Annotated in this window: 13 protein-coding genes; all 13 read left to right on the top strand. The window is 34.5% G+C overall.

Annotation, left to right across the window (positions count from 1 at the left end):
• The first annotated feature begins 13 nt into the window (after positions 1–13).
• The 13 genes from Q0787_RS04255 to Q0787_RS04195 all read left to right on the top strand — a co-directional run bounded on the left by Q0787_RS04255 (position 14) and on the right by Q0787_RS04195 (position 15,142).
• A complete protein-coding gene (locus Q0787_RS04255) occupies positions 14–3,106 on the top strand; it encodes a glycosyl hydrolase (protein ID WP_298900997.1) in 3,093 nt (1,030 codons plus the stop codon).
• Positions 3,106–3,654, top strand: a complete 549-nt coding sequence (locus Q0787_RS04250) for a CopD family protein (protein WP_298900996.1) — start codon at positions 3,106–3,108, stop codon at positions 3,652–3,654. Before Q0787_RS04255 ends, Q0787_RS04250 begins: the two co-directional genes overlap by 1 nt.
• Before the next feature lie 90 nt (positions 3,655–3,744).
• Positions 3,745–5,154: an ATP-binding protein gene (locus Q0787_RS04245; RefSeq protein WP_298900995.1), complete on the top strand. Its 1,410-nt coding sequence runs from the start codon at positions 3,745–3,747 to the stop codon at positions 5,152–5,154.
• Positions 5,155–5,169: 15 nt separating this feature from the next.
• On the top strand, positions 5,170–5,952 hold the full coding sequence (locus tag Q0787_RS04240; protein WP_298900994.1) for an enoyl-CoA hydratase-related protein: 783 nt from the start codon (positions 5,170–5,172) through the stop codon (positions 5,950–5,952).
• A gap of 85 nt (positions 5,953–6,037) precedes the next feature.
• Positions 6,038–7,111 (top strand): PA0069 family radical SAM protein, encoded by a 1,074-nt coding sequence (locus Q0787_RS04235; RefSeq protein WP_298900993.1) that lies wholly within the window; start codon positions 6,038–6,040, stop codon positions 7,109–7,111.
• A 210-nt stretch (positions 7,112–7,321) separates the two neighbouring features.
• Positions 7,322–8,017, top strand: a complete 696-nt coding sequence (locus tag Q0787_RS04230; RefSeq protein ID WP_298900992.1) for a hypothetical protein — start codon at positions 7,322–7,324, stop codon at positions 8,015–8,017.
• Between the two features lie 9 nt (positions 8,018–8,026).
• Positions 8,027–8,695 (top strand): hypothetical protein, encoded by a 669-nt coding sequence (locus Q0787_RS04225; protein ID WP_298900991.1) that lies wholly within the window; start codon positions 8,027–8,029, stop codon positions 8,693–8,695.
• The gene (locus Q0787_RS04220; protein ID WP_298900990.1) at positions 8,662–9,411 is read left to right on the top strand and encodes an ATP-binding protein; all 750 of its coding nucleotides are present in this window, start codon (positions 8,662–8,664) and stop codon (positions 9,409–9,411) included. The genes Q0787_RS04225 and Q0787_RS04220 overlap by 34 nt, the downstream gene beginning before the upstream one ends.
• A gap of 3 nt (positions 9,412–9,414) precedes the next feature.
• Positions 9,415–10,056 (top strand): response regulator transcription factor, encoded by a 642-nt coding sequence (locus Q0787_RS04215; protein ID WP_298900989.1) that lies wholly within the window; start codon positions 9,415–9,417, stop codon positions 10,054–10,056.
• A 315-nt stretch (positions 10,057–10,371) separates the two neighbouring features.
• Positions 10,372–10,665, top strand: coding sequence for a hypothetical protein (locus Q0787_RS04210; protein ID WP_298900988.1), 294 nt, complete (start codon positions 10,372–10,374; stop codon positions 10,663–10,665).
• Between the two features lie 11 nt (positions 10,666–10,676).
• Complete coding sequence (locus tag Q0787_RS04205; RefSeq protein WP_298900987.1) at positions 10,677–11,342, top strand: TIGR02594 family protein; 666 nt, start codon at positions 10,677–10,679, stop codon at positions 11,340–11,342.
• A gap of 3 nt (positions 11,343–11,345) precedes the next feature.
• Positions 11,346–12,407, top strand: a complete 1,062-nt coding sequence (locus tag Q0787_RS04200; protein WP_298900986.1) for a peptidoglycan-binding domain-containing protein — start codon at positions 11,346–11,348, stop codon at positions 12,405–12,407.
• Positions 12,408–12,439: 32 nt separating this feature from the next.
• A complete protein-coding gene (locus Q0787_RS04195) occupies positions 12,440–15,142 on the top strand; it encodes a hypothetical protein (RefSeq protein ID WP_298900985.1) in 2,703 nt (900 codons plus the stop codon).
• The last annotated feature ends 16 nt before the right edge of the window (positions 15,143–15,158 follow it).

Genomic DNA, 15,158 nt, shown 5'->3' with positions numbered 1-15,158 from the left:
AACCACCAACAAAATGAGATTAATTACTACGTTGTTGTGTCTTTTTATCTTCGGAAATACGACACAACTAGAAGCTCAATCTTTTAACGAATCACAATACGACGCATTAGAATATAGACTTTTAGGCCCATTTAGAGGCGGAAGAAGTGCTGCGGTAACTGGTGTCCCAAATAAGCCAAACCTTTATTACTTTGGAGCAACAGGAGGTGGTATTTGGAAAACGCTTGATGGCGGACGAACTTGGGACAATATTTCTGATGGTTTTTTTGGAGGAAGTATTGGCGCTATTGCAGTTTCAAAAAGTGATCCCAATGTAATGTATGTTGGAGGTGGAGAAAAAACAGTTCGTGGTAATGTGTCTTCAGGTTATGGAATATGGAAAAGTGTTGACGCAGGAAAAACATGGGCAGCCTCTGGACTAGAAAATTCACGTCATGTTCCTAGAATAGTTGTAGACCCTACAAACCATAATATCGTATATGCAGGTGTTCTAGGGAATATCTATAAACCAACTGAAGAACGTGGTGTTTATAAAAGTGAAGATGGTGGAAAAACTTGGCGAAAAACATTATTTTCTAATGAGCACGCTGGTGTTGTCGATTTAATAATTGATCCAACCAACCCAAGAATTATATATGCTTCAACATGGAGAGTGCAACGCACACCATATAGTTTAAGTTCTGGTGGCGAAGGTTCGGCATTATGGAAAAGTACAGATAATGGTGAAACTTGGACTGAGATTTCAGTAAAAGATGGGTTTCCAGAAGGCACTTTAGGGATTATTGGTGTTACTGTGTCACCTGTAAATAATCAACGTGTTTGGGCTATTGTAGAACACAAAGATAATGGTGGTTTATATCGAAGTGAAGATGGAGGTGAGACTTGGAAGCAAGTAAATAGTGAACGAAAATTGCGTCAACGGGCTTGGTATTATACCAGAGTCTATGCAGATACTAAAGATGTTGATGTGGTCTATGTGTTAAATGTACGTTACCATAAAAGTACCGATGGAGGAAAATCGTTTAGCACACATAATGCACCTCATGGTGATCATCATGATTTATGGATAGCTCCCGAAGATCCTAGTCGAATGATTATTGGAGATGATGGTGGCGCTCAAGTGACTTATGATGGTGGCGAAACATGGAGCACTTATAGAAATCAGCCAACATCGCAGTTTTATCGTGTGACTACAGATAATCATTTTCCATATAGAATTTATGCCGCACAACAAGATAACTCAACCATTAGAATTCCTCATAGAACAGATGGAAGATCAATTTCTGAAGACGATTGGGAAAGTACAGCAGGTGGAGAATCGGCACATATAGCTATAGACCCAGAAGATAACGACATAGTTTACGGAGGGAGTTATGACGGCTTTTTAACTAGGGTGAATCATAAAACAGGGACTGTTAGAGCTATTAATGTTTGGCCAGATAATCCTATGGGTCATGGTGCCGAAGGAATGAAATATCGCTTTCAGTGGAATTTTCCAATTATATTTTCGAAGCATAATCCTAATCGTTTATATACCTTTTCTCAACATGTTCATATGACTGAAAATGAAGGTCAATCTTGGAAAATTATTAGTCCAGATCTTACAAGAAATGATCCAGAAAAGTTAAAGTCTTCGGGAGGTCCAATTACTCAAGATAATACCTCTGTAGAGTATTACTGCACTATTTTTGCAGCTCAAGAATCGCCAATTACAGAAGGCTTACTTTGGGTTGGAAGTGATGACGGATTAATTCATGTTACGAAAGATGGCGGACAAAATTGGGAAAACGTAACCCCTAAAGGAATGCCAGAATGGATGATGATTAATAGTATTGAGCCTAGTGCTTTTGACGCAGGAACATGTTATGTGGCTGGAACAAAATATAAAACAGGAGACTTTGAACCTTACTTATATAAAACTACAGATTACGGGAAAACATGGAAAAAGATTACAAAAGGGATTAATGCAGAGCATTTTACAAGAGTACTGCGCGAAGATCCAAAGCAAAAAGGCTTACTCTATGCTGGGACTGAAACAGGAATGTATATTTCATTTGACGACGGAAACAACTGGAAGCCATTTCAATTAAACCTTCCAATTGTTCCTATTACCGACATTGCAATAAAAGACAATAATTTGATTGTTGCTACTCAAGGAAGAAGCCTTTGGATTATTGATGATTTAACAGTTTTACATCAACTTTATAATACGAATTCTGAAGCTAATCAACTGTTAAAGCCTAAAGATACTTATCGTATGCGTGGAGGAAGTCGTAAAGGAAGCAAAACAGTAGGGACAAATCATCCTAATGGTGTGATGACCTATTTCAATTTAAAAAACTATGATAAGGCAAATGATGAAGTATCACTAACCTATTTCGATACTAAAGGGGATACAATTAAAACATATTCGACTAAAAATAAGAAGAAAGATAAACTTGAAGTAAAACAAGGAATGAATCAATTTGTTTGGAATATGACCTATGATGGTGCCGAAAAACTAGATGGTATGATTTTATGGTGGGCAAGTTTAAATGGGCCCAAAGCAATTCCTGGAACGTATAAAGTTCATCTAAATATGAATGGGAATGTACTATCTCAATCGTTCAATATTATTGCAGATCCAAGATCGGAAAGCTCTCAAGCTGATATGCAAAAGCAGTTTGATTTTATAAAAGATGTAAACAAAACAATGGACGATGCGCATAAGTCCATTAAGAAAATTAGAAAAATTAAAAAGCAGCTCTCGGCTTTTGAAAAGCAATACAAGGGCAATGATGATGTGAAAGCGCTTTTAGAGAAGTCTAAAGAATTAAAAGAAGCGTTTACAAACATTGAAGAAGCTTTGTATCAAACTCAGAATCGTAGTGGTCAAGATCCTTTGAATTTTCCAATTAGACTAACAAATAAATTAGGTCATCTAAATTCACTGGTAAGTATGGGAGATTTTCCACCAACAGATCAAGATATCGCAGTTAAAAATGAACTGTCTACTAAAATTAAAACAGAGTTAGATGCATTTAATGCATTAATTAGCAAGGAAATAAAAGCGTTTAACGAAGCATTTAATAGCAAACAATTAAATTATTTATTTATTGAAGATTAATGGAATATTACAATTATATAAAGGCGCTTCATCTTATTTTTATTGTGACTTGGTTTGCAGGTTTGTTCTATATTCCAAGGCTTTTTGTATATCAAATAGAAGCATTTCATAAGCCATCTCCTGAAAAAGAAATTTTAGGAAAGCAATTAAAGTTAATGGCTAAACGCCTCTGGACAATTATTACTTGGCCATCAGCGATTTTAGCAACTATATTTGCCATATGGTTAATTGTGCTTCAGCCTATTTGGTTAGAGCAACCATGGATGCATGTTAAGTTAGTTTTTGTTGGTTTGTTGATACTTTATCAACTAAAAACTCATCAATTTTATAAGCAATTACAACGAGATGAGGTTAAGAAAACATCTAACTTTATGAGGCTTTGGAATGAAGGGGCTACATTTATTCTATTTGCCGTGGTATTTTTAGTAATTCTGAAAAGTGCAATCAATTGGGTATTTGGAGTGATAGGGATCATGGTCTTGGCTATTTTGCTCATGTTAGGTTTTAAAATTTATAAAAATATAAGAAGCAAAAATCCTGATGCATAACATTGGCTTAATTATTGCTACATTTAGAGCACTACAAAAATTGAAATGAGGTTAAACAAACTGTCTTTACGAGTCCGCATTTTTTTTGCAATGATAGTACTGGTGCTAATTGCATCCATACTTATCGCAGGTGTTACTATTTATCAATATAATGAAGAAGCTAGAGATTATCATAAAGACCGTTTAGAACGTAAAGAAAAAGCCATTATTAGTGATATTCATTATGTAATTCGTAAAACATCTTATGAGGTTGTTACTGAAAAAATTCCACTCATTTTTAAAGATGAAATTTATAGAATAGCAGATATTCATAGCCTAAGAATCTATATGTATGATTTAGATGGAACGCTTTTAAAATCATCAAAGGATAGCTTTGCAAAAGATCCTAAAACGCAATGTATAGATACTAATATTTTAAATGAAATTTCCAATTCTGCAGACCATCGTTATGTTGAAAAGAATCAAAAAAATGGAGAAACATTTCAATCTGCTTATACCTATATCTACGATTCAAAGTCTAAACCTTTAGCAATACTTAATTTACCGTATTTAGAAAATGATGATTTTCTTAATAAAGAGCTCAATGAGTTTTTGGAACGACTGGGTTATGCCTATTTATTTATGATGCTCATTGCCGTGATTTTGGCACTATTGCTTTCAAAATACATTACAAGGACTTTAAAAACTATTGCAGACAAAATCAATGAGACACGCTTAGAGAAACGCAATAAAAAAATTGATATAGCATCTTCTAGTGAAGAAATTTCAACACTTATTAATTCCTATAACAGTATGATTGATGAGCTAGAAGAAAGTGCGGTTAAATTGGCAACAAGTGAACGAGAACAAGCATGGAGAGAAATGGCAAAACAAGTAGCGCACGAGATTAAAAACCCATTAACACCAATGCGATTAAGTGTTCAAAGTTTTCAACGCAAATTTAATCCTGAAGATGAAAATATACATCAAAAAGTTGATGAATACAGTCAAACGCTCATTCAGCAAATCGATACAATGAGTTCTATCGCATCTGCATTTTCGAATTTCGCGAAAATGCCTGCTCAACAAAATGAAACCTTAAATGTCACCAATATTGTAAAGCTAGGACTAGATATTTTTAGTGAAGATTATATTGTGTTTTCTTCGGAAGATGAAGAGATTATGGCAAATTTTGATCGTACTCAACTAATACGTGTCGTCACCAATTTGGTGAAAAATGGTATTCAGGCTATCCCTGAAGAAAAGGAAAACCCACGAATTGAAGTAAAGGTTACATCTGAAAATGATATGGTAAATATTACTGTAGAAGATAATGGTTTAGGAATTTCCGAAGAGAATAAACCAATGATTTTTGAACCTAAATTTACAACCAAAACGAGTGGAATGGGATTAGGTTTAGCCATGGTAAAAAATATTGTTGAAACTTATAAAGGAAATATTACCTTTACATCACAGCAAGGAATTGGAACAACATTTTCAGTGACATTTCCGAAGTTATAACAATACAATACTACTATGAATTATCAAAATATCTTATCCAATACTCATAATGGGATTACTACTATTACGATCAATAGACCCAACAAGTTAAATGCCTTAAACAAAGACACTATACAAGAGCTGCATGATGCACTTAAGGTGGCCAATAAAAGTAGGGAGGCTAAAGTTATTATTATTACAGGAAGTGGAGAAAAGGCCTTTGTCGCTGGTGCAGATATTAGTGAGTTTGCTGATTTCGATGTAAAAAATGGAGAAAAATTAGCTGCCAAAGGCCAAGAACTATTATTTGATTATATCGAAAACCTATCAACTCCTGTCATTGCTGCTGTAAATGGTTTTGCTTTGGGAGGCGGTTTAGAATTGGCAATGGCATGTCATTTTAGAGTAGCAAGCAGTAATGCAAAAATGGGACTGCCCGAAGTCTCTTTAGGCGTTATTCCTGGTTACGGTGGAACGCAGCGCTTACCGCAATTAGTAGGTAAGGGGCGTGCAATGGAAATGGTTATGACTGCTGGAATGATTGATGCCAATAAAGCGCTAGAGTATGGCTTAGTAAATCATGTCACCGACGAAGGTGAACTTATAGCCTTAGCTGAAAAAATTGCAGGTAAAATTATGCGAAATTCTTCGGTGGCTATTAAGGCAGCCATTAAGTCTATTAATGCCAACTTTAAGGATGGTGTTAATGGTTATAAAACTGAGGTTAAACAATTTGGTAAGTGCTTTGGAACAGAAGACTTTACTGAAGGTACTACGGCGTTTTTGGAAAAACGCAAGGCCGATTTTCTAGGAAAATAATTGTCCTTTTGTTATTTGTTTATAAGTTAATATTTGACGACTCATTTTGATTTGATTTTTTGTAATTTTACAAAAAACCAATAATATGTTTAAAAAATCAATCATTAAAGGTCGAGGAGCACAACATAATGTACCAAACCGTTTTTTTGAATTAAGCCATGAACAACGCGACGATTTTTTAGAATATTGTGCTAAAGAAGGAGAGCAGGCCGATAAAAACAAAACGCTTTATCTTCCCGTTTTTCCTAAAACCATAGTTAATAAGGTTAAGAGTCCTGATGTTGGAATGGCATATTCTATGAATATGTATCAAGGATGCGAACATGGCTGTGTGTATTGCTATGCCAGAAATAGTCATGAGTATTGGGGTTTTAGCGCAGGATTGGATTTTGAGCGTCGCATTTTGATTAAAAAAGATGCACCTAAATTATTGGAAACGTTTATAAAGCGTAAAAGCTGGAAGGCCCATCCAATTGTAATGTCGGGAAATACAGATTGTTATCAGCCCGCTGAGCATCAATTTAAAATCACAAGAAAGTGTTTAGAAGTGTTTTTAAAATACAAGCATCCCGTTGGGATTATCACTAAGAACGCTTTGATTCTTAGAGATTTAGATGTTTTAAAAGCATTGGCTAAAGATAATTTGATAGGTGTTAATATATCAATTACATCACAATCTGAAAGTACTAGACGGATTCTAGAACCAAGAACAGCAACGATTAAAAAACGATTAGAAACCGTTAAGGTACTGAGTGATAATGGTATTCCTGTTAATGTGATGCTAGCTCCAATTATCCCCTCAATTAATAGTCATGAAATTTTACCATTGGCCAAAATGGCTGCGGAAGCAGGGGCATTAAGCATTGCCCACACCATTGTGCGCTTAAATGGTGCAATAGGAGATATTTTCACAGATTGGATCGAAAAAACAATGCCAGATCGTGCAAACAAGGTACTGCATCAAATTGAAAATTGTCATGGCGGAACCTTAAATGAATCCCGATTTGGAAAGCGAATGCGAGGCGAAGGTCAAATTGCAAAACATATTAATGATATGGTAAGACTAGCACGATTGAAATATTTTAAAGATAAAGCAATGCCAAGATTAAATACGCAATTGCATGAATATCATAAAGATGGACAAATGAGGTTGTTTTAAAATCATCTAAAAAAACCTATCTTTACAATACTCCCTATATAAATATTTAGACTTTTTAAAGGCCTAATGGCTTCTCGCAACCGCAGTTATTAAGGTGATATACTGTTTTTATCATAAAAAACAGGGCATTAACTTGAGTACTTAGGGGCTTTTCCCCTATAGCTGTATTGTTTAAACAAACTAACTTTAAAACATTAAAAATCCACTATTATGAAAACTATTTATCGCATATCAATTATGGCTTTATCATTAGCACTTTTTATTGTTTCTTGTGACCGAAAAAAGGACAAAAGATCGTTTGACAATATCTTTAAAAACCACATCATATCTAAAGAACAAGGTGTAAATATGTTTAGAGAATTTCAAAGAAATAGAACCAAGATTATTGAGCCCATCTTACAAAAAAAGTATGGTGACCCTTCTTTTGAGGATACAAAATTTGTTTGGTTATCACTAGAAGATATGAAAGAATACATGGCCTTTTTAGAGGCAATCCAAGAAGAAAACCCTAAAAAAGAGGTTTCTGGACTTCGTGTTTATTTTGCCGCATACCCCAATGAACGACAATATAATGGAAAGACCATAAAGCATCCTAAGCAGCAAACCTTTTTTATGATTCCTACTGTGAATTCTGGGTGGGCAGACGGTAATAATGTGAATGTAAGTCACCTACCATTTGTGATTGAACCTGACGGCAAAAATCGCCTAAAAGGAAAATTTAAAATTGTTAAAGAGTTAATGTTAGACTATAAAAAAGATGGTCGATATGATTTTTATAATAAAAGAAATGGAATTCAAGAAGGGAGCTTCAATATGTTTAAAACCTTAGTTCCAAAGTACAAAGAAACTACAAATACTTTGTTTAATGAGGGCGAAATGTCGCCACCACCTAACGGAAGAGGATAAAAAATGTTTATGTTATTAGAAATTCCATCTATTCCAATAAGAAGTTCGGTAAAATATATCGAGCTCATATCTGCTATTGTAGGTACGATTTATTTTTACAAATACAAGCACACTTTTTTAAAATACTTTTTGGTGATTTTATGGTATACCGCCGTAAATGAATTCACGTGCTACTTTTTAAGAAAATATGGTATTGTAGCTAATAACCTTATCATTTATAATATTTTTCATCTTATTAATTTTTCATTTTTGTTTCTATTATTTAATAGATTCCTAAAAGTGGAAAAACATAAACGTTTAACTAGTGTTTTCTTATTGATCTATGTGTCTAGTTTTTTTATAAATATGATTTTTGAAAATTACCTAGAACGTGTTCAAACAATTCCATTTTTTATAGCTGCTATTTTGTTAATCGTCAGTATCGTATTTTACTTTTCGAAACTATTAAAATCTAATGAGGTGTTATCTGTTAAAACAAACTTACTGTTTTGGATTAGCGTTGGGTACTTATTATATCTCTCTGGAAATCTTCCAATTAGAGTGATACGAAATTATTATTTAGAAGAGGTGAGATTGGAATACATTTTAGAATTTAGCAGTATATTAAGTATAATATTAAATATTTGTTTTATTATAGGGTTTATATGTGGGAAAAAGGACAAGCAACAGCAATACTAGTAGCAGTTTTTACGCTAGTATTTCTATGTTTAATATTAGTTGTACTGTTTGTGATTTTTCAAAAGAGAAAAAACACACTGGTATTAAAACAAAAAGAGATTGAAAAGCATTTTGAGCAAGAAATTGCCAAGACGCAAATCGAAATAAGAGAAGAAACTTTTAGAAATATTAGTTGGGAATTACATGATAATATCGGTCAATTACTAACACTTGCAAAGATTCAACTCCAAAATGCTGCAGATATTGAAGACGTCAAAGCAACATTAAATAAAGGGCTGACTGAGTTAAGATCCTTATCAAGACTCATAAACCCTGAGGCCTTGAAAAGTATGAAATTAACAGAGGCTATTACGCAAGAAATAGAACGATTTAATAGACTCAATTTTATAGAGGCATCTATACAAGTTAAGGGAGAGGAAAAAAGAATAGATGAAAAAACCGAAATCGTATTCTTTAGAATAATGCAGGAGTTTTTTTCCAATACGATAAAACATGCTAAGGCTAGTCACTTAGATGTCATTGTAGATTATAAACATGATGAACTTGTAATTGTTGCCAAAGATAACGGGCAAGGTTTCGATGCTGAAAATAAAAACAAAATTGTTGGTATCGGACTAGAGAACATTAAAAATAGAGCCGAATTAGTAAATGCCGAAGTTTCTATTTTTTCCAAACCAGATCAAGGAACACAATTAACCATAACCTATAAATATTAACCCATGAAAACGCATAAAGTTGTAGTCGTAGAAGATCATATTTTATTGTCTCAGGCAATTGCAGGGTTAGTGAATTCTTTTGATAATTTTAAGGTGCCCTATCTCTGCAAAAATGGAAAAGAACTCTTAACCTATCTCAAAACACCTCAAAATGTTCCCGAAATTGTATTAATGGATGTAAATATGCCAATTTTGAATGGTATCGAAACTACAGAAATTATTAAAAAAGAATACCCTCAGATCAATGTTATTGCCCTGTCGGTAGAAGGAAATGACGAAACCATCATTAAAATGCTCAAAGCTGGAGCTAAAGGATATCTTTTAAAAGATGTAGAAAAAGAAGTTCTAGAAACCGCACTAAAAGAAGTTATTCATACAGGGTATTACCACACAAAAAATGTTGCGAACATTTTAATCAATTCTTTAAATGATGATACACCATCCGAAGGTCGATTAAAAGACCGAGAAATAGAATTTATAAAACTTGTTTGTTCTGAATTAACCTACAAAGAAATTGCCGAAAAGATGTTTTTGAGCCCAAAAACTATTGATGGTTATCGAGATACCTTATTTCAAAAATTGAATATTAAAAATAAAATAGGGCTGGTGCTTTACGCTATTAAAAATAAAATTGTCAATCTCTAACAATATTTTACCAATCACATATATTTTACTTTTCTAGTTAGAGCTGAAATACACAAAGGTATTCTCTATTTTTAGCCTTTAACTTAAATCTAAAAAAACCCTAATTTCTAGGGTTTTATTTTTTTCCACTACAGGAAATCCCCTTATACCTTAAAGGGGGTTTTGTTTTTTTAAAAACAGGATATAACCGACTGTAAAACAGTTGTTTGTGTTCTCATTATAACTTGTTCTATTACTATTTTTATAGTCTAATATAAGTGCGGTTAAAACGCATTTATATTCACTAGAAAAGTTAACAATAAAACAATAAATGTAATGTCAACATTAACAAGTTATCCAGCAAAAATTAGCCACTATTCAATACGAATTTCTAATTCAAACGCTAACATCAGGCTTTTTGGTTTTGAGAACAATAAAAAAGCGATAGGGAATATTGACTTTTCAATGTCAGAGTCTAATGAGGCAATATCAAAAGCTTTTATCAATAGAGGAGGTTTTTTAACCGTAAGATATCCACTTTCATTATTGCCTTCGATTTTATCTCTATTGAATCAAGAAGCGGATTTGTTTTTTGATGAAAGCGGAAGCTTTAGTAATAACGACATTTAAAAATAAATATCATGAGCTCATTAATACATATTGCTTCAAGAGAAATAGGAACTAGAGAAATTCCCGGGCCTCAGCATAATCAAAAAATTGTAAACTATGCTAAAGAAGCGGGTTTCAGTTACGTGAACGATGACGAAACACCTTGGTGCAGTTTTTTTATGAATTGGGTTGCAAAAAAAGCTAAGGTAGAATCTTCAGACCTTGGTAACGCTAGATCATGGTTAAACGTTGGTATTCCAGTAGTGAATCCAGAGCCAGGAGATGTTGTTATTTTTTGGAGAGAAAGCCCAGAGTCTTATAAGGGCCATGTTGGAGTTTTTATGGGGTATTCTCAAGATCATACCCGAATTTATACACTAGGAGGAAACCAAAACAATCAAGTTGGAGAAACAGCATATGCTTCAAGCCAATTGCTAGGTTTTAGACGACTTAGACCGCTGAAAAATAAAAAAATAAGCACAAAAGTTTTAAGAAGAGGAGATACAGGAATTGAAGTAGTAGAACTTCAGGATGCCTTAAAACTTTGTGGATGTCAACCAGGAACATCTGACGGCATTTTTGGACCAAAAACTGAAGCTGCTCTTAAAATATTTCAGTCTACAGTTGGTGTTGCTATAAACGGTGTTTTCAATAAGGCCACGCAAAAAGAAATGATTAAACAATTATCTAAAATTTAAGATATGTCAGCACAAACTTTTAGAATATCAGACGCCGTTTTAAGAAGGGCTTTCGAATTTAATAATATATCCTTAGAGAACAGAGAAGATGAAATGATCCTTTTTGGAATAAGAGGAGCTTTGCCTGCTGCGCCAAACGAATCGTTATTAGATTACTCTGGGCACATGCAGTTTGAAGAAAGTCATTTATTACAACGGGTTAATATTAATTATTACTACCCAAGATGTCTTATAGGGCAATGGTTGCCTTCGCAAAGAAAAGTGGCCGTGTTTTTATCTAGTACAGTACCAAATCTCAAACTTGTAGAACGCAACAGAAAACGCATGCATCAATTTAATTGTATGCAACCAGGTTTCTATGATTATATAAAAGGACAACATCCAAGAAGTAGTTCGGGCTTTCAACAACACAGAGCTTTGCGCTTAAATAGTTCAATAACGCTTAGACGTGCCAACTATACAATGAGCGCTGGGCAACCTGTTATCAATTATGGTGCATCGGCTGCTATTTCAATAGGAAACCCAGGAGATAATATCCATTGTGCCAGAAATAATCCAAGTACAACACGTGTTAGATCCATAAGAGGAAACAGTTATTCGACATCTTTTTGCTTGTCTGATTACTACAGCAGTTACGGTTGTCAAGTTATTACAGGTTGTCCTCCTCAATATATTCCTAGTGGTCAATCTAACGGAAATTGGAATGCTTGGGACAAATTCATTAGCAATGTTTATGACGATATAGCCGAAAATCAAAACACCTTCAAGTACCTTCTTTTAAATAGTATAGATGTCTATAACGCTGCTAAGGCAAATGCATCAGAATCATCATTAATTAAAGTGAGATATGGATCAACCGGAAGCATGGTAGAGCGCCTTCAACGTGGTTTGGCAGCTACCCGAAGCGCAAGTACCGGAAACCCATATTATTCGGGCTCAATTGATGGCGATTTTGGTCGAGGAACTGGGCAAGCACTCATCAAATTTCAAAAAGACAATTTTAATGGAAATGCCTATGGATGTGCTGGAGAGAACACCTTCAGAAGTTTAGGTGTGCCAATATAGGACCATATATAAATGTATAAAAAATAAGAATTATGTTAAGTACAGAAAAACAAGAAGTCATTCAAGGATGTATTATCTATCAAGATTATACAGATCCAAATAATTTTTACTGCCTCCCAGAAGAAAAAGCAAAAATTGCAGATAATGGACGAGCGGTTCAATATGTGGTTTATACAGACGATGAAATTATTGAAGGCGACGACCCCAATTTTGATAACGATGAATCTCGTGTAGGTGGGTTTTTAACGCTTCAAGTTGAATTAGGACCTACAGAAGAAAAGTTTGAATCTATAAAAGATGAACTTAAATCCAAATATGGAGATGGTGTAAATCTGTCAATGGTGCCATTTAAAGATGGTGATGTCAAACTTGTAGTTTTCAGTTCAGACGGAAGTCAAGAAGCCAATACAGAAGACTTTAAAGTTACTATTGCTGGTTCAACAAAGCCATCTTTGGGACTTAGGCAAACAGCAGTGTTTTCTACACGATTGAGTAATAAACCAGCTCAGATTATGTGGAATTTACTCAAGCAAGAAGGACAAACACAGGTGGCTGTCGTTTATGACCTTAGCTATTTAGGTGTAATGAAGGCCTATAACTTAGAAATTACGGTGGATTTTAAAGCCACCGAAGATTTCTGGAACCATTCATTTAACTTAAGAGCAGGAGTTAAAAATGATAATATCAATATTGCTGCAAGTGCAGATATTGATGTTATGATTAGAGAATTAATGAGTGATGGAGCGATTACAGTGAAGCAAGTTGTTTATGCCGAAGGAGAGTCTGAAACCAATCTTTTAGGAAATGACCCAACTGGAATTGAGTTGGTGAAAAAATTAATGGGACCAACACTATTTCAAGCTACAGCAATCCCTACTGAGGACTATAGTTCTGCAATCAATGAGACTATAGCAAATAGAGTTAGAGATGAAGAGGAGGATGCCGATGGTGAAGATGAAGATCATGACGATCCACCATTACATAATGAGGAAGAAGATGAAGATGGAGGAAATGGAGAAGAATCAGGAGAAGAGGAAGAAGACATGGAAGATGATGAGACCGATGAAGAAGCAGGAGAAGAAACAGACGAAGAAGGTTCTGGGGAAGACGATGATACCACAGAAGGTAATGGAGAAGAAAGCGTAGATGGAACAAACTCTGATAATGATCGTCCAGAAGGAGAAGCTGAAACAGGAGAGGGAGAAGACTCTGGAGGTGACAATGAAACGGGTGGAGACACTGATCCGCCTGACAATAGCGTTACGGTACCTTCAGAAGATGAGACTCCCAATGGAGGTGAGTCTGGAGGAGAATCTGGAGAAGATGAAAACCCGGAAGAAGAAGAAACATCTTCAGCGTTAGATGTCGATATTAATGTTGGATATACACTGAGAAGACGTGAAATTTCACAACAAATAAAAAGAAAGTTCACATTTGATAAGGCCGAAGCCAAAGTGATTAAATATCATCCTAACGGAGCATTAACATTGGCAGGTACTGCTTTTGATGCAGATAAACAATTAATGATAACTCGTCTAAATGAAGGACCATTTAAAGAAATAGAATTAGAAGTTAGAGCAAGTTTTGATTTTGAAGAATATGATGTTCGAGAAGCCATTGTACATATTTCTTACGGATATAAAGGCAATAAAGGAGACAAGTCACAACGTGTGCACGAACACAGTATTACTCTAGATCAAAATAACTTGAGTGATAAAATAAAATTCTTTGTTGATGACCATGGAACATTGTCTTATGATTATCAAGTAGAATTTATTCATAATACAGGATCTATTATTGGAAGTCCAGAAACTAAAATCACATCTCAGCTTTTTGAAGACGAAACAGATCGTGCCTTAAGTATCAATATGGATACACATTCTCCATTAATTCCCGTTGAGATTCAAGCTGGTGAATTACAGTTTAGTGATGATGGTATTCGTTCGGTTCAAGTCTTTTTAGCGCCTTCCAAATCAGCAAATGGAAGAACCACAATATTAAATAGCGCAAATGCCGAAATGAAACGCTATTTAATTCACCCTCCAGAGGAGAATCAATACGATTATTACTTAAAACAAGAGTTTTTCTTTAAAGATGAAAAACTGGTTTTTGAAGAAGAGAATATAAAAGACTCTCAAGTTGTGGTTGATAGACCATTTGCAAGAATATTCAATATCACACCAAACTTAGCTAGTAGTAATAACTTAGTGAGACAAACATTGGTAGATATTAAATATACTACAGCCGATTCTGAAGAGAAAGAAACAACGCTTAGTCTTACACCAGAAATTCCAACCAAGTCCTTTGCTGTTTTAGTAGAAGAATCAGATCCGAGACAATGGAGAGGACGAAGCCGATTTATACTTAATGATGGTAGATTACTTGAAGGTAACTGGATTAATTACGATACAGAACAACCCTTCATTAATTTAGATAATAGCGGATTTAGGACTTTAAAAGTTGCTACTTTATTAGGTCAAGCCACTTTTGCTGGACGTCTAGCTGCAATAGAAATTAACTTAAGTAGTACAGATCCATCTCACCCAGGTAATACAGTGTTGTTTTTAAACTCGAGTAAGGTAGAAGATATTGCTATTATACCAGATTTACCAGTTACAGTAGCACTTACAGCAGCCGTTCGCATTTTTGCCAAAGATGGATCACAAGAAGAGCAAAGCTATGCTATACCTCCAAATACACCACAACTCATGTTGCCAATAACAACTGTGAATTAAATAAAACGAATAACAA

It is taken from the genome of uncultured Psychroserpens sp., from assembly GCF_947492715.1.
GTDB lineage: Bacteria > Bacteroidota > Bacteroidia > Flavobacteriales > Flavobacteriaceae > Psychroserpens.
This window is presented reverse-complemented; position numbering and strand designations above follow the sequence as displayed.